General features: G+C 62.4%; 19 protein-coding genes. 6 read left to right on the top strand and 13 right to left on the bottom strand.

Features of this window, described 5'->3' with window-relative positions:
- Positions 1-105 precede the first annotated feature (105 nt).
- The 4 genes from G494_RS0107555 to G494_RS0107540 all read left to right on the top strand — a co-directional run bounded on the left by G494_RS0107555 (position 106) and on the right by G494_RS0107540 (position 3,470).
- The gene (locus G494_RS0107555) at positions 106-828 is read left to right on the top strand and encodes a flavodoxin family protein (protein WP_028584049.1); all 723 of its coding nucleotides are present in this window, start codon (positions 106-108) and stop codon (positions 826-828) included.
- A 396-nt stretch (positions 829-1,224) separates the two neighbouring features.
- Entirely contained in the window at positions 1,225-2,175 is a 951-nt protein-coding gene (locus tag G494_RS0107550) for a radical SAM protein (RefSeq protein WP_028584048.1), read from the top strand.
- An 82-nt stretch (positions 2,176-2,257) separates the two neighbouring features.
- Positions 2,258-2,896 carry a class I SAM-dependent methyltransferase gene (locus tag G494_RS25255; RefSeq protein ID WP_051305498.1) on the top strand — a complete coding sequence of 213 codons (639 nt, stop codon included), beginning with the start codon at positions 2,258-2,260 and terminating at the stop codon, positions 2,894-2,896.
- Positions 2,874-3,470, top strand: coding sequence for a GNAT family N-acetyltransferase (locus G494_RS0107540; protein WP_051305497.1), 597 nt, complete (start codon positions 2,874-2,876; stop codon positions 3,468-3,470). Before G494_RS25255 ends, G494_RS0107540 begins: the two co-directional genes overlap by 23 nt.
- 60 nt (positions 3,471-3,530) lie before the next feature.
- On the opposite strand, the gene corA is transcribed toward G494_RS0107540, so the two are convergent.
- The 3 genes from corA to G494_RS0107525 form a co-directional block, all read right to left on the bottom strand.
- Positions 3,531-4,592 carry a magnesium/cobalt transporter CorA gene (corA, locus tag G494_RS0107535; RefSeq protein ID WP_028584046.1) on the bottom strand — a complete coding sequence of 354 codons (1,062 nt, stop codon included), beginning with the start codon at positions 4,590-4,592 and terminating at the stop codon, positions 3,531-3,533.
- A gap of 340 nt (positions 4,593-4,932) precedes the next feature.
- Positions 4,933-5,550 carry a GyrI-like domain-containing protein gene (locus G494_RS0107530; RefSeq protein WP_028584045.1) on the bottom strand — a complete coding sequence of 206 codons (618 nt, stop codon included), beginning with the start codon at positions 5,548-5,550 and terminating at the stop codon, positions 4,933-4,935.
- A gap of 35 nt (positions 5,551-5,585) precedes the next feature.
- Positions 5,586-6,443 (bottom strand): AraC family transcriptional regulator, encoded by an 858-nt coding sequence (locus tag G494_RS0107525; protein ID WP_028584044.1) that lies wholly within the window; start codon positions 6,441-6,443, stop codon positions 5,586-5,588.
- 323 nt (positions 6,444-6,766) lie between these two features.
- Here G494_RS0107525 and G494_RS0107520 point away from each other — a divergent pair, with 323 nt between their 5' ends.
- Positions 6,767-9,250 (top strand): tetratricopeptide repeat protein, encoded by a 2,484-nt coding sequence (locus G494_RS0107520; protein WP_028584043.1) that lies wholly within the window; start codon positions 6,767-6,769, stop codon positions 9,248-9,250.
- A gap of 39 nt (positions 9,251-9,289) precedes the next feature.
- Here the strand turns inward: G494_RS0107520 and G494_RS0107515 are convergent, their stop codons facing one another.
- From G494_RS0107515 to G494_RS0107495, 5 genes are all read right to left on the bottom strand, one after another.
- Positions 9,290-11,302, bottom strand: coding sequence for an acetyl/propionyl/methylcrotonyl-CoA carboxylase subunit alpha (locus G494_RS0107515; protein ID WP_028584042.1), 2,013 nt, complete (start codon positions 11,300-11,302; stop codon positions 9,290-9,292).
- Complete coding sequence (locus G494_RS0107510; RefSeq protein WP_028584041.1) at positions 11,295-12,092, bottom strand: enoyl-CoA hydratase-related protein; 798 nt, start codon at positions 12,090-12,092, stop codon at positions 11,295-11,297. The genes G494_RS0107515 and G494_RS0107510 overlap by 8 nt, the downstream gene beginning before the upstream one ends.
- Before the next feature lie 80 nt (positions 12,093-12,172).
- Positions 12,173-13,768, bottom strand: coding sequence for a carboxyl transferase domain-containing protein (locus G494_RS0107505; RefSeq protein ID WP_028584040.1), 1,596 nt, complete (start codon positions 13,766-13,768; stop codon positions 12,173-12,175).
- A gap of 20 nt (positions 13,769-13,788) precedes the next feature.
- Positions 13,789-14,985 (bottom strand): acyl-CoA dehydrogenase family protein, encoded by a 1,197-nt coding sequence (locus tag G494_RS0107500; RefSeq protein ID WP_028584039.1) that lies wholly within the window; start codon positions 14,983-14,985, stop codon positions 13,789-13,791.
- 60 nt (positions 14,986-15,045) lie between these two features.
- Positions 15,046-15,915, bottom strand: a complete 870-nt coding sequence (locus tag G494_RS0107495) for a 3-hydroxyacyl-CoA dehydrogenase family protein (RefSeq protein WP_028584038.1) — start codon at positions 15,913-15,915, stop codon at positions 15,046-15,048.
- Positions 15,916-16,137: 222 nt separating this feature from the next.
- Between G494_RS0107495 and G494_RS0107490 the strand changes: the two genes are divergently transcribed.
- A complete protein-coding gene (locus tag G494_RS0107490; protein WP_028584037.1) occupies positions 16,138-17,325 on the top strand; it encodes a thiolase family protein in 1,188 nt (395 codons plus the stop codon).
- 20 nt (positions 17,326-17,345) lie between these two features.
- Here the strand turns inward: G494_RS0107490 and G494_RS0107485 are convergent, their stop codons facing one another.
- The 5 genes from G494_RS0107485 to G494_RS0107465 all read right to left on the bottom strand — a co-directional run bounded on the left by G494_RS0107485 (position 17,346) and on the right by G494_RS0107465 (position 22,933).
- Positions 17,346-18,185 carry an HDOD domain-containing protein gene (locus G494_RS0107485; RefSeq protein ID WP_028584036.1) on the bottom strand — a complete coding sequence of 280 codons (840 nt, stop codon included), beginning with the start codon at positions 18,183-18,185 and terminating at the stop codon, positions 17,346-17,348.
- A gap of 1 nt (position 18,186) precedes the next feature.
- Positions 18,187-20,046, bottom strand: coding sequence for a GspE/PulE family protein (locus G494_RS0107480; RefSeq protein ID WP_035245830.1), 1,860 nt, complete (start codon positions 20,044-20,046; stop codon positions 18,187-18,189).
- Positions 20,047-20,367: 321 nt separating this feature from the next.
- Complete coding sequence (locus tag G494_RS0107475; protein ID WP_028584034.1) at positions 20,368-21,192, bottom strand: polyketide synthase dehydratase domain-containing protein; 825 nt, start codon at positions 21,190-21,192, stop codon at positions 20,368-20,370.
- On the bottom strand, positions 21,192-21,668 hold the full coding sequence (locus tag G494_RS0107470) for an acyl-CoA thioesterase (RefSeq protein ID WP_028584033.1): 477 nt from the start codon (positions 21,666-21,668) through the stop codon (positions 21,192-21,194). The genes G494_RS0107475 and G494_RS0107470 overlap by 1 nt, the downstream gene beginning before the upstream one ends.
- A complete protein-coding gene (locus G494_RS0107465; RefSeq protein ID WP_028584032.1) occupies positions 21,668-22,933 on the bottom strand; it encodes a beta-ketoacyl-[acyl-carrier-protein] synthase family protein in 1,266 nt (421 codons plus the stop codon). Before G494_RS0107465 ends, G494_RS0107470 begins: the two co-directional genes overlap by 1 nt.
- Between the last annotated feature and the right edge of the window lie 2 nt (positions 22,934-22,935).

Genomic DNA, 22,935 nt, shown 5'->3' with positions numbered 1-22,935 from the left:
GGGAGAGAACCGGTCCTGGCTGAAGTAGCCACCGGAGAGCAGGGACTGGTTTTCAGTAGTGGTGTATCGAAAAGGAGCGTAGCAATGTCAGATACTGGGACGAAGATGCTTGTTATCAATGGCAGTCATCGAGCTGAACAGGGGTTCACCGAGAGGGTAGTCCAGGCCTTTGTCCAGGGGGCTGAAGCCGGAAAGGCCGGCTGCGAGGTGCTCTATCCGGCCAGGCAAAAGATCGCCCCCTGCGCCAGCTGCGGCAAATGTCTGTTTGAGACCCCGGGTGCGTGCCGATATCATGATGACATGGATGCCATCATTGCAAAAATGGAGGCAGCCGAGCTGCTGCTCCTTGCCAGTCCGGTCTATTTTGACTCCATGTCCAGCGCCCTGCAAAAGATGATCGAACGGCTCAGGCCGACCTTTGGCCCCTACTTTGCCTTCAGAGAGGGCAGAACCTACCACCTGAAGTCCCGTGAACAGCAACAGAAGGCGGTGGTCATCTCCACTGCTGGTAATCCGGAGAGGGAAACCTTTGTCTCCATCAGCAGGGTCTTTAACCGGGTTGTCAAGAGTATGGGGGCGCAGCTGGTCGGTGAATTCTACTTTCCAGCCTCTCATTTTATGGTCAGCCACCCCGAACTCCTGGCCGGTCAGCTTGAAGCGGTCACCATGGCCGGCAAAGAGTTTGCTGCAGACGGCAGCATCAGCAGGGAGCTGTTGGCACAGGGGAATAAAGAGTATGTGGCTGATCCGGAGCGTGCTGTCCAGGGGATAAGCCGGATGATTCTGGAGATGAGAGAGCGGTACCGCCTGGAGCAGGAGGACAACTGAGCCACGGCCTGAGCGGGCAATAGTCCGTCGCCTGCAGCTGGCTGAGGTTGAATCCACAGCTCCACCTTGAGCGAGATCAGCGCAAGATCTGCAGCAGTGGCTTGGGGGCCGAAGAGAGGAGAGGTCCCGTTCCGGCAGCCGAAGAGCTGGCAAAGGTATTGCCAGACAGCTTGTGACAAGAGCACACCATTGCATAAGGCTACCTTGAACAGTGAGATTTTTCGATCAAGACCAAGCCATGGGGAGATTATTTCCGCAGGCATATCACGGATATTCCGAGGATGACCTTTCCTTCATGAGGCAAAGATTGGAAGAAAAGGCAAGGTTGCAAGTTTGCAAGGTTGCCATAATTTCAACTCTGCAAAATTTCAATTAAGATTAGGAGGTGGCCACTCCATGGATACGATACGGGTATTCGGCCCTGTCCCATCACGGCGTCTGGGACAAAGTGTAGGCATTAATAACATCCCCCCCAAGGTTTGCAGTTACTCCTGTGTCTACTGTCAGCTGGGTGTCTCCTGGGATATGTCTGCCGAGCGGCAGGCCTTTTACGATCCCAATGAGCTCCTGGCCGAGGTGGTCGAAAAACTGGACAGGGCCGGTGCGAACAGGGAGGGGGTCGATTACCTGACCCTGGTCGCCGACGGTGAACCCACCCTGGACAGGAATCTGGGAACCCTGATCGGCCTGCTCAAACCCCTGGGCTGCAAGGTTGCGCTGATCACCAATGCCAGCTTAGTGGCTGATCCCCAGGTCAGGGCCCAGATCGCTCAGGCCGACTGGGTCTCACTGAAGGTGGACAGCCTGGATGAGCGCATCTGGAGGAAAATCGATCGACCCCACAAAACGCTCTCCCTGGGCCCCATCCTAAGCGGCATCAGGGCCTTTGCTGCAGAGTATCAGGGCATGCTGGTCACGGAAACCATGTTGGTGGCTGGGCTCAACGAAGAGGTCAGGGAGGTAGCCGCCTTTATCGCCGGGCTTGAGCCGGCCGTCTCCTTCCTGAGCATCCCCACCAGGCCGCCTGCAGTGAAATGGGTCAGGCCGCCTGCAGAGCAGGCAATCAACCGTGCCTTTCATTGTTTTCAGGAACATGGCCTGAAGACGGAACTTCTGATCGGTTACGAGGGCAACGAGTTTGCCTACACCGGCAAGGTCGAAGCCGACCTCCTGAGTATCACCTCGGTCCATCCCATGCGGGAGGACGCGGTGAGAGAGTATCTGCACAAGGCCCAGGGCAGCTTCTCGATGGTGGAGCAGCTGGTGGCTGAGGAGAAGATGATCGTCTCGGAATATCGTGGCGAGCGTTTTTATCTCCGCAAACTGCCGAGTCTTTCCCCGGATTGAGGCAGGGGCCTTATTTGCTGTTACCCGGGATCTCCGGGGAGCGGATGGCAAGAACAGCGTACAGAGAGGAAGGAGGAAGAACGTGCAGGCAGCAGAGAGAGAGAGCTATTGGAGTCGGAACACAGCACACTATGACGGGCATACCAACCATGGGATGGATGCACTGGTTCGGACCATCGTCGAGGAGATCGGTGCTGTGGAGCGGATCCTGGACCTTGGAGCCGGCACCGGCAGGGCGGCACTGGCGTGTGCCAGGCAGGTTCAGTGGGTGGATGCCGTCGACCTGGAGCCGGAGATGATCGCCCTTGCACGCAAAAAAGCAGCAGCACGCTGCCAGGGCAATGTCTCCTTTCTGGTGCAGGATGGTGCTGCCCTGGGATTTGCAGATGGGGTCTTTGATGCCGTGCTTATCCTGAACAGTCTCCATCTCATGTCCTCTCCCCAGTCGGTCTTAGGGGAGGCCAGGCGGGTACTCAAGTCTTCAGGACGGCTGCTTGCCCCGACCTACTGTCATGGAGAGAGCGCAGAGGGGCTTGAGAGCTATCAACAGTGGGCGGCAAGCTCAGGGCACCACTCCCATCAGCTCTTCAGCTGTGAGAGCCTCTGTGCATGCATCAGCAGTTGCGGCTTTACCATCACCAGCAGCAGTACGCTCCCTATCAGCCACGAGCAGTGCGCAGCCGCCATGACTCTGGGCTATGTCCTTGCCGCTCCCTGTTAAGCGCACCGGCAAGATGGAGTCGGGCGCAGAACCAGGCCTGGAGGGGAGGCGGGCCGTGAATATCCGGCCCTGCAGGCGATCAGATGCGGCCCCGCTGGCAGCCCTGGCCATCCAGGTCTGGCTGCATACCTATGCCCGGGAGGGGATCAATGGGCCCATGGCCCGTTTTGTCCTGGAGCAGTTTACCCCGGACTATTTCAGGCGAATCCAGCAGGCCGATCACCTGCAGCTGCTCCTCGCCCATGAGGGAGCGCTGCTCCGGGGTTTCATCACCATCGATCTGGAGGCTGTGTCCGAGGCGGGCCCCGGCTATGGCTATGAGATCGTCACCCTCTATGTGCAGGAGCCTTTTCAGGGCCAGGGGCTGGGCTCTGCCCTGTTGGAGCGGGTGAGCGCAGAGTACGGATACCCCCACTGGCTGAGAACCTGGGTCCATAACGGTCCGGCAATCTCCTGGTACCAAGGGCGAGGATTTGAGGAGGTGGGAGAGACCGCCTTTATCCTGGAAGGTGAGGCCCACACCAACCTGATCCTGGCAAGGGGGGCAGCGCGCCCCTTAAAGACGCCGAGCTGAGGTCTGCACAGCAGATCGCCTCTCTGCAGCTGTAAAAGGGGAAGACCGTCCAGTCCGGTCTCAGAGCCATCGCTTTCGCCGGAAGAAGAGGATCATCCCTGCTGCGATCAAGAGCATGAATAACAGGCAGGCCGGATAGGCCCAGGGATGGTTCAACTCGGGCATGTGTTTGAAATTCATGCCATATACCCCGGAGATGAAGGTCAGGGGGATGAAGATGGTGGCCATGATGGTCAGGATCTGGGCGACCTGGTTCATCCGGATGCTGAGGCTGGACATGTAGAGGTCCATGGCCTCTGAGATGGTCATATGAAAGGTCTCCAGGGTCTCCATCACCTGGATGGTGTGGTCATGGAGATCCCGCAGAAAGGCAAACATCTCCTCGGAGATCAGGGCCCCGCCATCCCGTTGGAGACCGGCAACGATTTCCCGCAGGGGCCAGACCGCCCGGCGAAAGTGCAGCAGCTGTCGTTTGATCTGCTGGATGGTCTGCAGGGTCTCCAGCTCCGGCTCCTCAACGATGGACGCCTCCAGGGAGTCCACCACCTCCCCCATCTGTTCCAGCAGCACAAAGTACTGGTCCACTATGGAGTCCATGAGGGAGTAGGCCAGGTAGTCTGCTCCCATCTTGCGGACCCGCCCTTTTCCCTGGCGGATGCGTTGACGGAGGGGCTCAAACAGGTCTCTTGCCGATTCCTGGAAGGAGATGACATAGCCCGGACCCAGGATCAGGCTGACCTGTTCCACGTCTATACCCTTGCCGGTCCCATCGACAAAGAGCATCTTGAGGACGATGAAGATATAGTCGTCAAACTCCTCCAGCTTGGGCCGTTGGCCGGAGTTCATGATGTCTTCCAGGACCAGGGGATGGAGTTGGAGGTAGCTGCCGAGGGCATCGATGGAGTCCGGGTCATGGATACCGGTGACCTGGATCCAGGAGATCTCTTCCCTGTCGATGAATCCCTGGCACTCAGCTATGGGCAGCGACGGCTCTTCCACCAGCTCTGTCTTACTGTAGGCAATCACCTGGACAGAGGTTTCAGCCTCCATCCTCTTGCCCACATGGGTCAGGGTGCCGGGAGCCTTACCTGCCTTGATGGAGGAGCTTTTTTTAGGTTGCACTCTCTGTTCTCCCTGGCCTCTGTGGAATAGTGTGGTGAAAGGGTGCTGTCAACACCCTTATCCGGTTCCGGGGAGGCCCATCCTTGCCTTGGTTTGTAGTGCTGCCGTCCTCGCGCCCAGCTCCGGGCGGCAATGGAGCCATCCGGCTGCAGCTGCTCCTGCAGTTGTTCCTATTCTAGCGCCTGTCCCGGCTAAAGGGAAGGTCCATCTGGATGGGGAAGGGGAGCCGTCGGCTTCGGGGTATTGGCGGGTACAGCCTGGCTGAGCCAACCCTGTGCCGCCGCAGCGGCTGTGACAGTGGCACCGGGTTGGCTGGGGTGGCCGCAGCTTGAGCCGTAGTTTAGAGCGGAGCCACCGGCTGGCGGAGGATGGTTTTCAGCCGCTCCGGGGGGACCCTCCTGGGATCAGAGAGATAGATCTCATGATGGGGCCCCCTGGCCTGCAGTCCCTGTCTGAGGATGAACTTCCGGATCAGGGCCAGGCTCTCCTCCTCGTTCTCATAGGGGCCCAGGTGGAGCAGCTGGACAGAGAGCCCCTCGTCGAGTTCCTCCAGGGTCACCCTTGCCACGGCCTCCGATTTCCCTCGGCTCTCCAGGGCCCGGCAGCCGCGGCCGAGGTCATCATGGTCGACCACGTCCGGGGTGCGAATCATCAGCTGCCACTGCCATCGCTCCGGATTCAGCCGGGCTGAGGGCGCGCCCTCCTGTTCCCACCAGAGGGCTTCGAGTTTAGAGACCACATAGTCACCCCTCCCCTCTGCCTTGCGGGTCATCTTGATGGTAAAGGCCATGCTGTAGAGGGCCCCAACCGCCTCCTGAAACGCCCTGCCTCCGGGCGCCCCCTGGCCTGTGATCGTCAGGTAGCGGCCAGGGCTGGCAGTAAGGAGGACCGGCGTCTTGCTCTGCTGATAGTCGTTCTTCAGTTCCTTGAAGAGGTTGATCTTTTCCGTTATTGGCATCGTCTTTTCTCCGGGTTCGATTTCCCCTGCGCCGGCTAGGCCAGAGGGACGTAGATATCGGTGATCAGCTCTTCCGGCTCGGTGTCTTCTGGGTTGTTGTGATAGATCTCCAGACAGGCCCGATTATCGATCTGGTGCCCGTTCTGGGGGATCCACTGGCCGCAGAGCCGGGCATAACTTGCCGAGAGCTCTTCATAGGGGCCGAAGTGGGTGGTCATGGCATAGCGTCCCTCCTTGATCTCCTTGATCCCCAGCGGCGGTTCCACCTCCAGGGGCTGATCGATCTGGATGCAGGCCTCGTAACGGAGTTTCTCCGGCGGGGTAACCTCAGGATCATCATAACTCAAGCCCAGGATCCGGGCTCCGGGCTGGAGCAGGCCCTTGGGGCCGGCCCAGGAGCAGAGGGTCTCCCAGGCAGCGCCGCAGGCCGTGTAGGGGCCGGTGTGGCGGACAAAAACCACCTTCATCTCTTCCAGGGTAACGATATCAACCTTCATCTTCATCTCCTTCCAGTAATGGATCTGTCGGTGGCTGTTTTCCACCTGACACGCTTTTCGATACGCCAGAGGAGAGCAGCCAAACATGGTCTGAAAGGCCCTGGTAAAGGACTCATGGGCGGCAAAGCCGGCCTCAAAGGCAATGGTGGTCACCGGGGTGGCGGTCTGCTTGAGCTTTCCTGCTGCCCGCTCCAGGCGCAGGCGCCGGACATAGGATTTGACCGATTCTCCGACCATGCCCCGAAAGATCCGGTGAAAGTGGTAGGGCGAAAAACAGGCCACCCCTGCCAGCCGCTCCAAGGGCAGTTCCTGGTCCAGGTGTTCCCGGATATGGTCCACTACCCGGTCCATCCGGCGGGCATATTCTTGTTTGGTGCTCTCTTTTGACGTGTTCATGGGGGTGACTATAGCCTCTTCTTCGAATCCTGCTTGATCCTTCTTGCGCTTTTGGCCGGCATGGGCCCTCCTTTTGGCGAGGCGGGCAACAGGGCGGAAAGTCTGCTGAAGGGTGGGCCGTTCCCGGAAAGGATCTCCTGTCCGGGATACCGGCCGGCTGATCTTTGGCTGGGCATGAAAAAGGGAGTATACTTAAGCTGGAGCCACACGTCCATGGTGGAGGAATACGGCAGGCCCAGGGCAGCAACCGCCTGGTCGCGGGGCAGCAGTCCCCCGGCCCCAGGGCCCTGTTCTTTTGAAACAGCAACCAGCCGGGGGAATCGATGTATGAGCTGACTTCAGTGCAACTCCTGGTCCTTGTTCATGGCTACCTCTTCCTGGCTGCAGCCCTGGCTACGCTCAGCGCAGCTTCCCTGCTTCGCCGTTACCGGAGCCAGGCCCCGGACAGGGAAGGTCCCTGTCCTCGATCATGGAGATCCAGGGCCCTGGTGGCCCTGCCCTTGATCCTCAGTTGCCTGGCTATCCTGGCCATCGGTCTCTTTGCCCTGGGGCTCTCCCACGGCTCCCGCCCCCAAGGCTACCAGGTGGTCTTCTTTGTCCTGGGCTGTCTGCTGCCCGTGCTCCTGCTGCTCATCTGGGTTGTGGGCCACCCCTGGCTGGATGGCTTCTGGCTGCTCTTGATCAGCCTGCTGCTCGGCTACCTGCTCTGGTTTAAGCCGGCATCATATGTTCAGTTCTGGGCAGAGAGTCGTGTCCCGTGGGTCCAGCTCTGGCTGGCCCGTCATTACGAGAGCGGTCAGGGGGGATTGGCCCAGTCCCACTCCCGGGCCCGTCACTGGTATACCAGGGCCGCGCAAGGCGGGGCTGCCGAGGCCCAATACCTGCTGGCCATGAGGGCGAGACGCCATCGGGAGGCGCTGCGCTGGTATCGTTTGGCCGCAGAGCAGGGGCATCCCCGGGCCATGGTCCAACTGGCCAGAAGAGAGCGCAGTGCAGAGGAGCGGCAGAGATGGCTGGAGCTGGCAGTGGATAAAGGTCAGCCAGAGGCCCTCTTCATCCTGGCTGAAAAGAGCATGGCCACAGATCTCGACCGGGCCAGGGAGTTACTCCTGGAGGCCGCTGAAAAGGGTTCACGCCCGGCCATGCTGTTTCTGGCCGGCCAGTACCTTGGAGGCGGGTTGCTCTTTGCCCGGGATGAGGCGGCTGCCGACCACTGGTTGGAGGTGCTGGCAGAGGCCCCTGCGCTAGATACAGAACCAGTCGGTTTCAGCGCCGCCTCCCTGCAGCAGGACCTGGCCGGGGCACGGGCCAGGGGGGAGAGGATCAAGGCCGGTGATGGCGCCATCCTCTATCAGGAGGCCCGGCGCTTTCTGGGCCATCCGGTCCGGGATGGGCTGCTTCTGCAGCGGGCCCGTGACTATCTCGTCCGGGCCGCTGAGCAGGGCCAGGGGGCAGCGGCCCTGGCCCTGGCTCAGCTGGCTGACAGCCAAGCCCTGGCAGAGAAGGAGAAGGCGGCAAGGGCAGCGGACGCAATCAGTGCAGCGGCCCTGGGGTGGTACCGGCGTGCTGCGGACTTGGACAACCTCCAGGCCCTGGAGATCCTGGCGCGATATTTCAAGGCCGGGGAGGAGGCTGACCAGGAGATGCTCGTCCACTCCTTGGCCTATAATCAACGCCTGCTGGAGCTCTTGCCCCGCAAAGGCTCCGGTTCCAGGCAGCAGAGGCAGCGCTTCAGGTACCAGCATTGGCTCGCTGAGTACCGCGACAGCGAAAGGCGGCTGGCCCGGCTCAGGCGTCTGGACGGCAGCTGGCAGGCGGCCCGTCGCCGGGCCGAGGTCGATCCCGATCAGGAGTATCTCCTGGCCATGGAGATGCTCAGCGCCGGTCGATATTCAGCCGGAATAGCGCATCTTCGCTCTGCCGCCGGCCGCAACGATTCCCAGGCCCGTTTGGCCTTGGCCCGGCGGACCCTGCGCGGTCCGCGCAGCTTCGCTGAGGAGGTCGCAGCGGTCACCACACTCCAGGCCCTGGATCGTCAAGGCCTGGCTGCAGCCAGTCTGCAGCTGGGAGCCCTCTATCAGGCAGGAACCGGGATGGTCCCCAGAAATTATTATTTGGCCCGTCAAGGCTTCGAGCGTGCCCGGGCCGATCCGGAGCTGCGAGTCCAGGCTGAGCGCTGGCTGGCCCGGTTGCCCGCCTTCAGCGCCGGCCTCCGGTTTGCCCCAGGGGATGAGGGGCGGCGAGAAGCACTGGAAGAATGGTATCACCAGGCCCGGGCCCAGGGAGGGGAGCAGGCTGCTTTGGACGAGGAGTATCTGGCCCTGGAGGAGCATCTTCAGGAGATCGCGCCCCTGCGGCAGGGGGCCGAGGCGGGCGATCCAGGGGCCCAGTACGGGTTGGCCCAACTGCTCCAGAGCCATGAGCTGGCGCAGGCCCTGGCCTGGTTGGAGCGTGCAGCCGAGCAGGGTGAGCCCAGGGCCCAGTATGAACTGGCGGTACGGATGATCCGGGGCAAGAAGAACAGCCCCCAGCAGCAGGAGGCCGTCAGACAGTGGGCCACCAGGGCCGCGGAACAGGGCCACCCGGGGGCCATGGTCTTTCTGGCAACCCGCTATAAGAAGGGTGCAGCCGGCTTTAAACGGGACCTCTCCCTGGCCCGCCGCTACTATCAGCAGGCCCTGGCCCAAGGAGAGGGGGAGCGGCTCTACCAGGGCAGGATCGCCGGGCGGTCCATCATTATTCTCCGGGTCAGGGTGCAACAGGCCCTGGCTGAGCTGGAGGAGGAACTCGGGCTTGGGGGAGGGTGAAGGCTGAGCCTGTCGCGCCGGCTGCAGCGGGCTGGGATCTCACTCGGGCTCATCCTTTTCCCGGGGCTGAAAGATCAGCAGCTGATCGCCCTCATCCACCTGGTCCCCCTCTTGAAAGAACAACTCCACCACCACCCCGTCCAAGGGGGCGCTGATGGTGTACTCCATCTTCATGGCTTCGAGGCTGAGCAGGGGGTCGCCCTGGCAGACCTCCTGGCCCTGTTCCACCACCACGGTCGCGATCAATCCGGGCATGGGGGCGCGGAAACCTGCCTCGCTCCCCTGCCCGCTGCCCTGGTCGAACTCGTGGCTCAGCCGGCTGAAGGGGAAGGAGCGGCCCCGGGCAAAGACCTTCAGCTGGTCCTCCCAGAAAACCACCCGCTGCGCCAGCCGCTGCTTATCCAGCCTGGCGCTGATGATCCCCTCGTGCCAGCGGACATCCTCCACCCTGACCGCTCCCGAGGGGAGCAGCAGTTGATATCCTCTCCTCCAGGCGCGGATCTCGATGGTGACGGGGCTCTGGAGATGGAGCAGTTCGATGGAGCGGGAACCCTGGCCGTTGAGCCGGAAGCCGTGGTTGGAGTTCCAGGGGGAGTAGGGATCCGGCTGTTGGCGGATCTCCTGGTGGAGCTGTTGCCGCTCCTTGAAGAGGATGGCGAGGCCGGCTGCGGCCAGGACCGTGTCCGGCAGCGCTTCGGGCCGGGTCAACTGCTCCAGGTTACTGTCAAGGGAGTGGATATCATAGTCGCCCCGGACAAAGGGCGCGCTCTCGACCACGGCCTGGAGAAAGTCGATATTGGTGGCGATGCCGGCGATCTGATACTCCTCCAGGGCGCGGCGGAGCTGTTGAACAGCAGCCCTCCTGCTGCGCTCCCGGACGATCAGCTTGGCCAGGATGGGGTCATAGTAGGGGCTCACCAGCTCACCCTGACCAATGCCGCTGTCCACCCGGATCTGTTGGTTTTCCCGGGGTTCACGGAGGTGCCGGATAATTCCGGAGGAGGGGAGAAAGCCCTGGGCCGGGTCCTCGGCATAGATCCGGGCCTCCATCCCGTGCCCCTGGCAGAGGATCTCCTCCTGGCAGGCGGGCAGGGGCTCGCCTGCCGCCACCAGCAGCTGCCAGCGCACCAGGTCCAGGCCGGTGATCATCTCGGTGACCGGATGCTCCACCTGGAGCCGGGTATTGATCTCCATGAAGAAGAAGTTGCCCTGCCTGTCCACCAGAAACTCCACGGTGCCGGCCCCGAGGTAGTCGATGGTGTGGGCTGCGGTCAGGGCCGCCTGGCAGAGCTGTTCGCGAAGCTGCCTGTCTATTCCGGGAGCCGGTGACTCTTCGATGATCTTCTGGTGACGCCGCTGGAGCGAACAGTCTCGCTCAAAGAGGTGGACTCCGTTGCCCTGGCTGTCCCTGAAGATCTGCACCTCCAGGTGGCGGGCCGTGGAGAGCTGCTGCTCCAGGATAACCGCCTGATCGCCAAAGGCTGCAGCCGCCTCCCGCTGGGCAGCCATGAGGGCGGCCGGAAACTCTTCGGTCCGGGTGACCCTGCGGATGCCCTTGCCGCCGCCGCCGCGGTCAGCCTTGATCAGGAGGGGGAAGCCCAGGGCCTTGGCCTCCCTGAGCAGGCTTGCCTGGTCCTGGTCCGAGCCATGGTAGCCTGGAATCACCGGAATCCCTGCCCTGCCCATGGTCTGTTTGGCCCAGCTCTTGATCCCCATGGCCCTGATCACCTGGGGCGAAGGTCCGATAAAGACCAGTCCGGCCCGGCTGCAGCCCTCGGCGAACTCGGGGTTTTCCGAGAGAAAGCCGTAGCCAGGATGGATGGCCTGGGCCCCCGAGCGTACGGCTGCCTCGATGATCTGTTCCTGGTCGAGGTAACTTTGGGCCGCAGGCGGCGGGCCGATACAGATGGCCTGGTCAGCCAGCTGCACATGGCGGCTCTCCCGGTCTGCCTGGGAGTAGACGGCCACGGTGCGGACCCCCATGGTCCTGGCCGTGCGGATGATCCGGCAGGCGATTTCGCCCCGGTTGGCAATGAGTATTTTTTCAAACATGGCTGCTCTTGTCTTGGCGGTGATGAAGCCAGGAGGGGCTCCGTTTTTCCAGGAAGGCCGAGATCCCCTCTCTGCCCTCTGCAGAACAGCGGATCTCGGCAATCCAGCGGGCCGTGGCGGCCCGGATATCCTCCGGCGGCGGGAGAGCGAGCAGGCGCTCTTTGACCGCGGCCATGGCGGCAGGACTGTTGTTGAGCAAGAGGGAGCAGTAGCGCTCGCCCTCTGCGGCAAGCTTCGGGCCGCGCACCACCCTGTGGACCAGGCCCAGCTGCAGGGCCTCCAGGGCGCTAAAGGTTTCGGCGCTGAGGAAGTAGCGGCCGGCCGCCCGCCTGCCCATGGCCTGGATGATGTAGGGGGAGATCACCGCCGGGATCAGCCCCAGCCGGACCTCTGAAAAACAGAAGCTCGTCTCTTCTGCGGCAATTGCAAGGTCGGAGGCCGCCACCAGGCCGACGCCGCCGCCATAGGCCGCTCCCTGGACCAGGGCTATGGTGGGTTTGTTCAGGCTGGCCAGGGTGTGGAAGCAGTCGGCCATGGCCAGGGCATCGTTATAGTTTTCTTCCAGGGAAAAGGAGGCCATCTTCTTCATCCACTCCAGGTCGGCGCCGGCGGAGAAGCTCCTCCCCCGGGCAGCCAGCACCACCACCCGGATCTCGGGATCATCCCTGCAGCTGGTCAGGGCCTGGTCCAGGCCCTTGAGCAGGCCATGGTCAAAGGCGTTGTGTCGTTCCGGTCGGTTGAGGGTGATGGTGGCGACACCGTCTGCCGCGCTGCTCTGGAGATCGGCCATGGTCTACCTCGGCGTGGTTTGCTGATTTGCTGATCTGCTGCCAAGGGCCGGCTGTTGCCGGCCCCGGTGTCGGGGCCTTGCTACATCCTGAAGATCCCGAAGCGGGTCTCTTCAATGGGGGCGTTGAGGGCGGCGGAGATGGAGAGGCCCAGGACCATCCTGGTCTGGGCCGGCTCGATGATGCCGTCGTCCCAGAGCCTGGCCCCGGCATAGTAGGGGTGGCCCTGGCGTTCGTACTGCGTAAGGATGGTGTCGTGAAAATCCTGCTGCTCCCGGTTCCCCTCCTCCAGGGCCTCGCCGTAGCGGACCTGCTGCAGCACCTGGGCCGCCTGTTCACCGCCCATGACCGAGATCCGGCTGTTGGGCCAGGTCCAGATAAAGCGACCATTAAAGGCCCGGCCGCACATGGCATAGTTGCCGGCGCCAAAACTGCCGCCCATGATCACCGTGAACTTGGGGACCTGGACACAGGAGGTGGCCATCACCAGCTTGGCCCCGTGTTTGGCGATGCCGCCCCGCTCATACTTGCCGCCCACCATGAAGCCGCTGATGTTCTGGAGAAAGAGCAGCGGGAGCTTGCGCTTGGCGCAGAGCTCGATGAAGTGGCAGCCCTTTTCCGCAGACTCGGAGAAGAGGATGCCGTTGTTGGCCACGATCCCGACGGGATAGCCCATCAGGTGGGCAAAACCGCAGACCAGGGTGGGACCGAAGAGCTGTTTGAATTCGCTGAATTCGCTGCCGTCCACCAGCCGGGCAATGATCTCCCGGACCTCGTAGGGGCTGCTCAAGCGGGCCGGGATGATCCCGGCCAGTTCCTCGGGGTCATAGAGAGGCTCCCGGGGCGCCTCTACCTCCAGGTCGCAGGGCTTGGAGGTGTTGATCCCGGCCACGATCCCCCGGGCCAGGGTGAGTGCGTGGCGGTCATTCTCCGCCCAGTGGTCGGTCACCCCGGAGCGGCGGCAGTGGACCTCGGCGCCGCCCAGCTCCTCGGCGCTGATCACCTCACCGGTGGCTGCCTTGACCAGGGGCGGGCCGCCGAGAAAGATGGTGCCCTGGTTCCTGACGATGATGGATTCATCGGCCATGGCCGGGATATAGGCGCCGCCGGCGGTACAGGAGCCCATGACCACCGCGATCTGGGGAATGGCCGCCGCCGACATCATGGCCTGGTTGTAGAAGATTCGGCCAAAGTGATCACGATCCGGAAAGACCTGGTCCTGCTCGGGCAGATAGGCACCGCCCGAGTCCACCAGATAGATACAGGGCAGCCGGTTCTGCTGGGCGATTTCCTGGGCCCGGAGGTGCTTCTTGACCGTGAGCGGGAAGTAGGTGCCTCCCTTGATGGTGGCATCGTTGGCCACGATCATGCACTCCCGGCCACGCACCCGGCCGATGCCGCAGACCAGCCCGGCGGCCGGGGTGGGCGTCTCATAGACCTCCCAGGCGGCGAACTGGGAGAGTTCCAAAAAGGGTGAGCCCGGGTCCAGCAGTCTCCGGATCCGTTCGCGGACAAAGAGCTTGCCCCGCTGGGCATGGCGTTGGCGTGCCTCTGGCGTGCCCCCCTCTTTGATTTGACAGACCTTGGCCCTGAGGTCGCGGAGCAAGCCCTCCATGGCCTTGCGGTTGTGATGGAAGTCGCTGGAATCGGTGCTAATGGAACTCTTTAAGGTCGCCATGGTCGCTGTCTGTGCTCTGCTTAATTGCCGGCCCGGTCCTGACTCGCCGTGTCTGCGGTCTCCTGGAACAGGGTGCGGCCAATCAGCATCCTGCGGACCTCACTGGTGCCGGCCCCTATCTCGTAGAGCTTGGCGTCACGCAGCAGCCGGCCGGCCGGGTAGTCGTTGAGGTAGCCCTTGCCGCCCAGACACTGGATTGCCTCCAGGGCCATCCAGGTGGCCCGTTCAGCGGTGTAGAGGATGGCACCGGCAGCGTCTTTGCGGACATCCTGGCCTGCATCGGCTGCCGCAGCCACGGTGTAGACATAGGAGCGACAGGCGTTCCAGTTGGTGTACATGTCGGCCAGCTTGCCCTGCATCAGCTGGAATTCGCCGATGGCCTGGTTAAACTGTCTGCGCTTGTGGAGATAGGGCAGCACCAGGTCCATGCAGGCGGCCATGATCCCCAGGGGGCCGCCGGAGAGGATCAAGCGCTCATAGGCCAGGCCGCTCATCAGCAGGCGCACGCCCTGGTCTTCCTCGCCCAGGAGGTTCTCTGCCGGGATTGCGCAGTCCTTGAAGCGCAGTCCGCTGGTGGGCGAGCCCCGCATCCCCAGCTTGTCCAGGGGAGGACCGGCGCTGAAGCCCGGGGTGTTGGTTTCCACCAGAAAGGCGGAGATGCCCTGGTGCTGTTTCTCCGGGTTGGTCTTGGCATAGACGATCAGCAGGTCGGCGTGGGGGCCGTTGGTGATCCACATCTTGCTGCCGTTGAGGATATAGTGATCCCCGGATCTGAGGGCCCGCAGTTTCATGGCGGTCACATCGGAGCCGGCAGTGGCCTCGCTCATGGCCAGACCGCCGATCATCTCGCCGTGGATCAGGGGTGGCAGAAATCGCTTCTTCTGCTCCTGATTGCCATGGAGGGCGATGTGGTTGACGCAGAGGTTGGAGTGTACCCCGTAGACCAGGCCCAGGGAGGCGGAGCCGCGGCTCAGTTCCTCCACGGCAATGACATGGGCGCGATAGCTCATCCCCCGACCGCCGTATTTTTTGGAGACCGTCAGGCCCAACAACCCCAGGTCAGCGAGCTTTTGCCAGAGGGTGGAGGAGAAGTGCTCGTGCTGATCGATCTCAGCCGCCCTGGGCGAGACCTCCCGGCTAACAAAGTCGGCCAAGCTCTCCCGGAGGGTATTCGTCTCTTTGTCCAGACCAAAGTCCAACATGGGGTAGCTCATCATACAGGCACCATTGGTTTAGGAGATGTGGTTCCGGCCAGGGAGTCGCCTCTCTGCCGGTAGTTACAGCGGCCTAGAGGCTGGATAGGGATAAAATCCCTGGCCGCTCTTTCGGCCCAGACGGCCGGCCCTGACCATCTTGACCAGCAGGGGGCAGGGGCGGTACTTGTCATCGCCAAAGCCCTGCTGAAGGATCTCCATGATGGCCAGGCAGGTGTCCAGGCCGATCAGGTCGGCCAGGGCCAGCGGGCCCATGGGGTGGTTCATCCCCAGCTGCATGATCCGGTCCACGGCCTCGACCTCGGCCACCCCCTCATGGACGGCAAAGATGGCCTCGTTGATCAGGGGCAGCAACAACCGGTTGCTGATGAAGCCGGGATAGTCCTTGACCAGGACCGGCTCCTTGCCCAGGCTGCGGGCCAACTCCATGGTGGCCGTAGAGGTTGCCTCTGCGGTGTCCAGCCCCTGGATGACCTCCACCAGCATCATCCTGGGAACCGGATTCATGAAGTGCATCCCGATCACCCGCCGGGGCGAGCCGCTGGCGGCCGCGATCTCGGTGATGGAGAGGGAGGAGGTGTTGCTGGCCAGGATGGTGGCCTTGCCGGTGCGTTGCCCCAGTTCCCGGAAGAGTTTTCTCTTCAGCTCAAGTCGCTCACTGGCCGCCTCGATCACCCAATCGCTTCCTTCGCAGCCCTCCAGGCCGGTGGTGGGTGTGATTCGGGCCAGAACGGATGCGCACCCGGCAGGAGGGGCGTGAGCCCGCTCGACCTCTCGCTGCAGCCTGGCCTCGATGGTTTGAAGAGCGCGGGCTGTCATCTCTTGGTCGAGATCGCTGAGCAGTACCTGGTAGCCTGCCTGGGCCGCCACCTGGGCGATACCGCTGCCCATCTGTCCGGCCCCTATGACCATGATTCTCTGGCTGGTTGTCATTGCCTGGCCCCTTTTTTTTTGTCACGATGTTCTTAGCTTATAAAACAGTATAGCAGAACTTCGGGGGTGTGAATCAAGAAAAAGAGCAGGAACACCCTTTGCTCCGCTTGCCCGGTTCGCCGGAGGGGCCTTCCGGATCATGGCCGCGAAGCGGCCGGCACCTATCCAGGGCTCTGCCTGGCTCTGGAGCCGATACCTTCCCGGATACAGGAGGACAGAACCATGGCCATCACTGATCAGGACATCTTCATTGTCGAGGCCCTGCGGACTCCCTTTGGCAGTTTTCTCGGTTCCCTTGCAGAGGTGCCGGCCCCTGAGCTGGCGGCTGCGGTTATCCCGGAGTTGCTGGGCCGGAGCGGCCTGGGGGGTACGCTGGTGGATGAGGTGATCATCGGCCAGGTGCTCCAGGGCGGCTGCGGCCAGGCCCCGGCACGCCAGGCCATGCGTTTGGCCGGCCTGCCTGACCAGGTTCATGCCCTGACCATCAACAAGGTCTGCGGTTCCGGGCTGGTGGCCATGATGCTGGCTGCCAACACCATCCGGGCCGGTGAGGCGTCTCTGGTCATTGCCGGCGGCATGGAGAACATGTCCCTGGCTCCCCATGTGCTCGCCAGGGCCAGGAAGGGCCAGCGCTTCGGCCATGGGGAGATCTTGGACCTGCTGCTCCTGGACGGGTTGGAGGATGCTGCCTCGGGCAGATCCATGGGCGAGATCACCGAAGAGTGGCTGAGGGGGCACCGGATAAGCCGTAGGGAGCAGGACGCCTATGCCCTCCGTTCCTACGGCCTGGCCCAGCAGGCCCTGAAGGAGCAGATCTTTGCTCCGGAACTGGTGGAGGTGCGGTTCAACTCCGGCAAGGGGTGGCTGGTGGTGGCTGAGGATGAGGAGCCCTGGCGCTGTGATCCTGAGAAGTTTGCCTCCCTGCCCACGGTCTTCAGGGAGCAGGGGAGCATCACTGCCGGCAATGCCTCCACCATCAACGACGGGGCAGCCCTGGCCCTGGTCGCGGGTGGGGCTGCGGTGGAGCGTTATGGCCTGCGCCCCAGGGCCAGGTTGGTGGCTGCAGCCACGGCCAGCACCGGCCCCCAGCTTTTCCCTGAGGCCGATGTCGAGGCCATCCGGCTGGCCGTAGCCCGGGCCGGGCTCAGCCTGGAGGATATCGACCTCTTTGAGATCAACGAGGCCTTTGCCGCGGTGGCCCTCTTGACCATGGAGCTCTTGGCCATCGATCCGGCGCGGGTGAACGTCAACGGCGGGGCTGTGGCCATCGGTCACCCCATCGGCGCCAGCGGCGGCCGGCTGGTGGCCACCCTGATTCGGGAGTTGGAGCGACAGGAGAAGCGTTACGGGGTGGTCACCCTCTGTATCGGCGGGGGGGAGGCCGTGGCCGCGGTCTTTGAACGGATCTGAACGGACCCTGGCTCAGTGGTTCAGGCGGTCAGTACCTTGTTGTCCTCGAGAAAGATCTCAAGCTCTGCCAGGTCGAGTTCGCTCAGGTTGAGCAGGGAGGCCTCCAGGGTGGCCGGCAGGACGATCTCCTGGGCCGGCACAGGGCTGATCCCCAGCTTGGAGCAGACCTGGCTGGCCATCCGTACCAGCAGCAGGAGGGTATTACTCTGATCCAGCTCCAGGTCGTGGTGGTCGCGGGCCACCACGACAAAGGGCTGGGGCACATTCCAGTGCTCCAGCAGCTTGGAGCCCTGGGAGGTGTGGAGCTTGGTCATGGCCTCTATCATCAGGCTGGGGGTTACTCGCACCTGCTGCTTCTGCTGTTTGATATGCTCGATCACCATCAGGATAAAGAGTTTGCCCACATCGTGAAACAGGCCTGCGAAAAAGGCCTGACTCTGCTCCACCCCATACTCGTGGCGCTTACAGAGCCACACCGTGCCATAGGCGGTGCCCACCGAGTGCTGCCAGAGCCGTTTCATGATCATCTTGACCAGTTTGTCCTGGCAGCGGAAGGTGTTCTTGGTGGTTGCCATGAGCACGATCTTGGCGACCTCCTTTATGCCCAGGCGCATGATTGCCGTGCGTACGGTGGAGATCTCAGCCAGGCCCCTGTAAAAGGGGGAGTTGGCTGTCTTCAGGACCTGGGTGGAGAGGGACTGGTCTGCGGTGATGACTTGTTCTATGATGGTGATGTTCGGCTCTTTCTTTGCCAGTTCCTGCTGGATCCGTGAGGCGGCCGCACTGAACACCGGTAGGGTGATGGTGTCGGATTCGAGGTAGTGTTGAACAATGTCGATAAAGGAGGTCTTGGCTGTCATCTTAGTAACCGGAGAGGCGTCGAAGTTCTGCAAGGGGGCGGGTGGGCTGTAACAGCGGCAGGCAGCGCAGGACCTCGTCCAGGGTGGTCATACCTGCCGCAGCCTTGACCAGGCCGTCTTCCAGCAGGGTAATCAGGCCCGAGTGTTGGGTGCTGATCTGGCGGATCTCGTGGCTGGTTCGCTGTTCAAGGATGGCCGTGCGCACCATCTCGTCCAGGACCAGGAGCTCAAAGACACCGATCCGTCCCTTGTAGCCGGTCTGCTTGCAGTGGCTGCAGCCGCGACCCTTCTGAAACTTTGCCCCCACCAGTTCTGCAGGGGTGCATCTGAGCCGCTGGAGTTGGATGGGGCTGGGCTGGACCGGGGTGGCGCAGGCCGGACAGACCCGCCTCAGGAGTCGCTGGGCAAGGACGCTGACCACCGTGGAGGAGACCAGAAAGGGGGCGATATTCATATGGAGCAGCCTCACCAGCCCGCCGATGGAGTCCTCGGTATGGAAGGTGGAGAGCACCTTGTGGCCGGTGAGGGCCGCCTGAACCGCAACCTCTGCGGAGTAGGTGTCCCGGATCTCGCCGATGACGATGATGTCCGGATCCTGGCGGACAATATGGCGGAGGGTCTCCTCAAAGGTCAGGTTGATCTTCGGATCAATGGAGCACTGGGCAATCCCTTCGATCACATACTCCACCGGCTCTTCTGCGGTGATGATGCTCACCTGTGGACTCTTCAGGTTATGGATGCAGCTGTAGATGGTGGAGGTCTTTCCCGAGCCGGTGGGGCCGGTGACCAGCAGCACCCCGCTGGGCTGGTAGACGGCCTCTTCCAGGAACCTGGAGAGCATCCTGGGGGAGAGGCCTATGGACTGGATATCAAAGAGCTCCTGTTTGCGGTTGAGTAGCCGCATGACGATCTTTTCCCCATGGACCGTGATGTAGATCGAGACCCGCAGGTCCAGTTCTCCCTGGTCATGGGAAAAGAGTATTCGTCCCCCCTGATGTCTTCGTCTCTCAGCGATATCAGCCTCGCAGAGGACCTTGATCCTGCTGGAGATGGAGGGGGCCAGTTCAATGGGAAAGTCCTTATAAAGGCTGAGGACGCCATCTTCGCGAAAGCGGACCTGGAGGCGATCCGGCAGGGGTTCGATATGGATATCACTGGCATTGTTGGCGATGGCGGCCAGGATGATGGTGTTGACCGTGCCCACGGTGGTCTTGGTGTCCACGGCCATGGCCCGGTGGCTGAGCTTGTCGATCAGCAGGTCCACGGTTTTTGCCACCAGCTCCCGCTGGGCAATGGCGGGGGTGATCTTGCCGCCCAGAAAACGTCGGGCGATCTCGATGGCCTCCTGATCCAGGGGATCTCCAAAGGCGACCTTGACACTGCCGTCCTCCTCCTTATGAATGGGCAGGAAGCAGTGGCTCTTCATCAGCTTTTGGGGCACCTTGCGGCACAACTGGCGGTCCAGGGAGGCGAGACTGGGTTCTACCAGGGGGAAGCCCATCTGGATCGACAGCACCTTCATCAGGAGCTGTTCGTTGATGAAGTTGTGCTTGACCAGGATGGTCCCGAGTTTGTCCTTTGGCTCGCTCTCCTGCTGGAGCCGGCAGGCGGCGTCCAGATCGTCCGGGGAGATGTAGCCGAGCTCGGTCAGGAGGTCACCGATCCTGATGGAGTGGGCGGCTGCCTGGATGGTGCTCTTGACCTCTTTGTCCGAGACATAGTCGAGCTCTTTGAGGATCTTCAGCAGGGGTTGAAACGAGCTTAACTTTTCTTGGATCCTGGTGGCATGTTCAAGTTGCCCGGGGGTGATGATTGCCGCCTCGATGAGCAGGCCGACGATGGGGGGGGACGGGGTGGCCATCAGATCTTCTACCTTAAAGGTTCGGGTTGTTCACTTTGAGCTTGCGGTACTGGGTAGGGGGCTGAGCTTCGGGTAAAACGGGCACCATCTAAAGGCTACTGCCTGTTGTGGAGAGGAGCTGTCCAGGCAGTTGAAGACGGTGTCGGTGTTGTTCTGGTACAGCGGCTAGTATAGGAGAGTTTGTGACTCAATTCAAGGAATTATATTCAATGGGGGCAAAGAGTTGAGGGGATCAACCCTCTCTCCGGGCTCGGGTAGTAACAAGGGCGGAGGCGGGTCAGGGAGCGAGCAGGAGCAGCCTTGGGCGGTGGAGCTTGATTCTCAAAGGGCGCGACTGACGTCACGCATCCGGACGCCGTAGAGCTCCTCCCGGAGTCGCCCCTGCTCGTCGCTGATGCTCAGCTCAAAGCAGAGTTCCTGTTGGTCGGCCCGGGTCTGGCAGACCCTGGTCTGGCAGCGCTCTCCCGGCAGGACGGGGCGATGGATGATCCGCCGGCTAAAACCCACGGGAAAGGGGATGAAGTCCACCGCCTGCTGGCCCAGGACACAGGCGGCATGCAGGGCCCCGTCCAGGGGAAAGGGTGAGCCGAGCAGTTCCTGAACAGGATCGCTGGGCGGGAGCTCAGGGGCCTTGAGGATCCCCCAGGCCTGGCCGTCGGCCAGCTGGAGCTGCTCCCGGAGGGTCTGGTAGTGGGGACCAAAGGGGACCAGCTTTTGGTAGATGGTTTGGGCGCTGATGCTGGCACGGGAAGCTGCGTCCGGCTGGGCCCGGGCCGTGCTCGGCTCCACCGGCGCCGGCGCCGTCAAGGCCTGGCTGCTGCCGAAGCAGACCGAGCCATGTTCGATGAGCCTGCTCATGGCCTTGATCCGGACCCTGCTCAGCAGGGTCGCCCGCACCTGGTCCTCCCCCTGGGCCGTCATCTCCACCAGCACCGGGAGCTGTTTCCTTGCCGGAGGGATCTGCAGGAACCTGGCAAAGCGGGCCTCCTCCATCAGCCGGAGATCGATCCGGGGATGGTGGCGGCCCATCACCCCGGCCAGGATCAGGATGGTCTCCACCGCCGGCAGGACCACCCGATCCTGGAAGCAATGATCCGAAAACCAGGGGCGGATCGGGATGGAGAGCTCCAAGCGTTGGCAGGCCATTATTCCGGGAACTCGTTCCAGAGGCGGATGGTCTGCTCGTCGATCTCCACCGGGATCAGCTTGCTGTTGACGGCACAGTGCCTGGTGAAGCCGGTGCAGACGATTTCGCCGTTGTCCGCCCGGGTGATCAGGTAGTCAAACTGGAGCTTGACCAGCTCCATCTTGGCCGGCCGGGTGTGGATATACATCAGGTCATCATAGAAGAGCGGGCTGTAGTAGTTGAGCTCGGTCTTGATGATGGGGTAGATGTAGCCGCTCTCCTCGATGGCCTTGTAGGGGTAGTTGGCCTTGCGCATCAGTTCGGCCCTGCCCAGCTCAAAGTACTTCAGGTAGTTGGCGTGATAGACCACCTCGGAGCGGTCGGTGTCGGCATAGAGGGTGCGCAGCTGGCAGCGGTGCCAGGTTATGCCGGTGGCCTGATCTCGGAGATAAGCGGGGTCGTCCAGGAATTCAGGGACAAAGGGTTTGGGACGCATCAGATACCTCGAAAGACGATACAGCAGTTGGTGCCGCCAAAGCCAAAGGAGTTGGAGAGCACAAACTCGTGCTTATGGTTGCGGCTGGTGTCGGGGACCACATCCAGGTCGCTGAAGGCAGGATCCGGGATATGGTTCACCGTGGGCAGGACCATGCCCCGGGCCATGGCCTCGATGGAGAGTGCCGCCTCGATGGCGGCCGAGGCTCCCAGGGAGTGGCCGAGCTGGGACTTGTTGGCCGTGACCGGGATCCCGGCCAGGGACTTGGCAAAGACCCTGCGCAAACACGCCACCTCGGTCCCGTCGCCGGTGGGGGTGGAGGTGCCGTGGGCATTGACCGCGCCGATATCCGCCGGCTCAAGCTCGGCATCGTCGATGGCATCGTGCATGGCCCGGACGATGGTCTCTTCGTTGGGTCGGGTAAAGTGGTGGGCGTCGGAGTTCCAGCCTATGCCGGCCACCTCGGCCCTGGCAGTTAAGCCCAGGCCCCGGACCGCCTCCTCGGCCGCCAGGACCAGTACCCCGGCGCCTTCGGCCAGGACAAATCCCTTACGGTCCAGGCTGAAGGGGCGGGAGGCCTGGCTGGGATCCTGGGCTGCCCGGTCCTTGGGGTTGATCTTGATGGTGGCCAGCATGTTGGCAAAACCCTGGATGATCTCCGGTACCAGGCAGGTCTCCACCCCTCCGGCCAGGACAAAGTCACACTCACCGTCCCGGATCATCCTGGCGCCCAGGCCGATGGCATGGTTGGCCGAGGCACAGGCGCTCTGGGGTGAGAAGATCGGACCGGTGAAGCCCAGGAGCATCCCGGCCTTGCCGCCGGGCAGGTTGGCACAGACATTGGGCAGGAGATAGGGGCTGACCTTGAACGGTCCCCGGTTGAGGTAGTTGTCCATGGCGATCCGGTAGGAGTCGGTGCCGTTGAGGGCCGAGCCGATCAGGCAGCCGGTCCTGGGCCCGGTCTGCTGGTCGATCTCCAGGCCGGCATGGAGCAGGGCCCGCCTGCAGGTCTCCATGGTCAGGAAGACATAGTCCGCGTTCCAGAGGTTGGCCTCCTTGCGGTTGACATAGGGCAGCTGACTGGGATCCCAGTCCGGGATCTCACCCACCACGTTGCTGCGGCTGGTGGTCTCGCAGCGGCTGAGCCTGCGAAAGCCGGCCCTGCCTGCGGCCGCCTGCTCCCAGGTATCGGCAAAGTTGTTGCCCAGGGCGGTGGCGACATCGTAGCCCACCACCATCACTCTTCTGTTTTTTGCTGGTCTCATAA

Source organism: Desulfogranum mediterraneum DSM 13871, assembly GCF_000429965.1.
Taxonomy (GTDB): Bacteria; Desulfobacterota; Desulfobulbia; order Desulfobulbales; family Desulfobulbaceae; genus Desulfogranum; species Desulfogranum mediterraneum.
This window is presented reverse-complemented; position numbering and strand designations above follow the sequence as displayed.

Excerpts from the sequence above, each read along its gene's own strand:
- G494_RS0107555 (WP_028584049.1), top strand. The coding sequence starts at position 106 with ATGCTTGTTATCAATGGCAGTCATCGAGCTGAACAGGGGTTCACCGAG.
- G494_RS0107550 (WP_028584048.1), top strand. The coding sequence starts at position 1,225 with ATGGATACGATACGGGTATTCGGCCCTGTCCCATCACGGCGTCTGGGA.
- G494_RS0107540 (WP_051305497.1), top strand. The coding sequence starts at position 2,874 with ATGTCCTTGCCGCTCCCTGTTAAGCGCACCGGCAAGATGGAGTCGGGC.
- G494_RS0107530 (WP_028584045.1), bottom strand. The coding sequence starts at position 5,550 with ATGCCAATAACGGAAAAGATCAACCTCTTCAAGGAACTGAAGAACGAC.
- G494_RS0107525 (WP_028584044.1), bottom strand. The coding sequence starts at position 6,443 with ATGAACACGTCAAAAGAGAGCACCAAACAAGAATATGCCCGCCGGATG.
- G494_RS0107520 (WP_028584043.1), top strand. The coding sequence starts at position 6,767 with ATGTATGAGCTGACTTCAGTGCAACTCCTGGTCCTTGTTCATGGCTAC.
- G494_RS0107515 (WP_028584042.1), bottom strand. The coding sequence starts at position 11,302 with ATGTTTGAAAAAATACTCATTGCCAACCGGGGCGAAATCGCCTGCCGG.
- G494_RS0107510 (WP_028584041.1), bottom strand. The coding sequence starts at position 12,092 with ATGGCCGATCTCCAGAGCAGCGCGGCAGACGGTGTCGCCACCATCACC.
- G494_RS0107505 (WP_028584040.1), bottom strand. The coding sequence starts at position 13,768 with ATGGCGACCTTAAAGAGTTCCATTAGCACCGATTCCAGCGACTTCCAT.
- G494_RS0107500 (WP_028584039.1), bottom strand. The coding sequence starts at position 14,985 with ATGATGAGCTACCCCATGTTGGACTTTGGTCTGGACAAAGAGACGAAT.
- G494_RS0107495 (WP_028584038.1), bottom strand. The coding sequence starts at position 15,915 with ATGACAACCAGCCAGAGAATCATGGTCATAGGGGCCGGACAGATGGGC.
- G494_RS0107490 (WP_028584037.1), top strand. The coding sequence starts at position 16,138 with ATGGCCATCACTGATCAGGACATCTTCATTGTCGAGGCCCTGCGGACT.
- G494_RS0107485 (WP_028584036.1), bottom strand. The coding sequence starts at position 18,185 with ATGACAGCCAAGACCTCCTTTATCGACATTGTTCAACACTACCTCGAA.
- G494_RS0107480 (WP_035245830.1), bottom strand. The coding sequence starts at position 20,046 with ATGGCCACCCCGTCCCCCCCCATCGTCGGCCTGCTCATCGAGGCGGCA.
- G494_RS0107475 (WP_028584034.1), bottom strand. The coding sequence starts at position 21,192 with ATGGCCTGCCAACGCTTGGAGCTCTCCATCCCGATCCGCCCCTGGTTT.
- G494_RS0107470 (WP_028584033.1), bottom strand. The coding sequence starts at position 21,668 with ATGCGTCCCAAACCCTTTGTCCCTGAATTCCTGGACGACCCCGCTTAT.
- G494_RS0107465 (WP_028584032.1), bottom strand. The coding sequence starts at position 22,933 with ATGAGACCAGCAAAAAACAGAAGAGTGATGGTGGTGGGCTACGATGTC.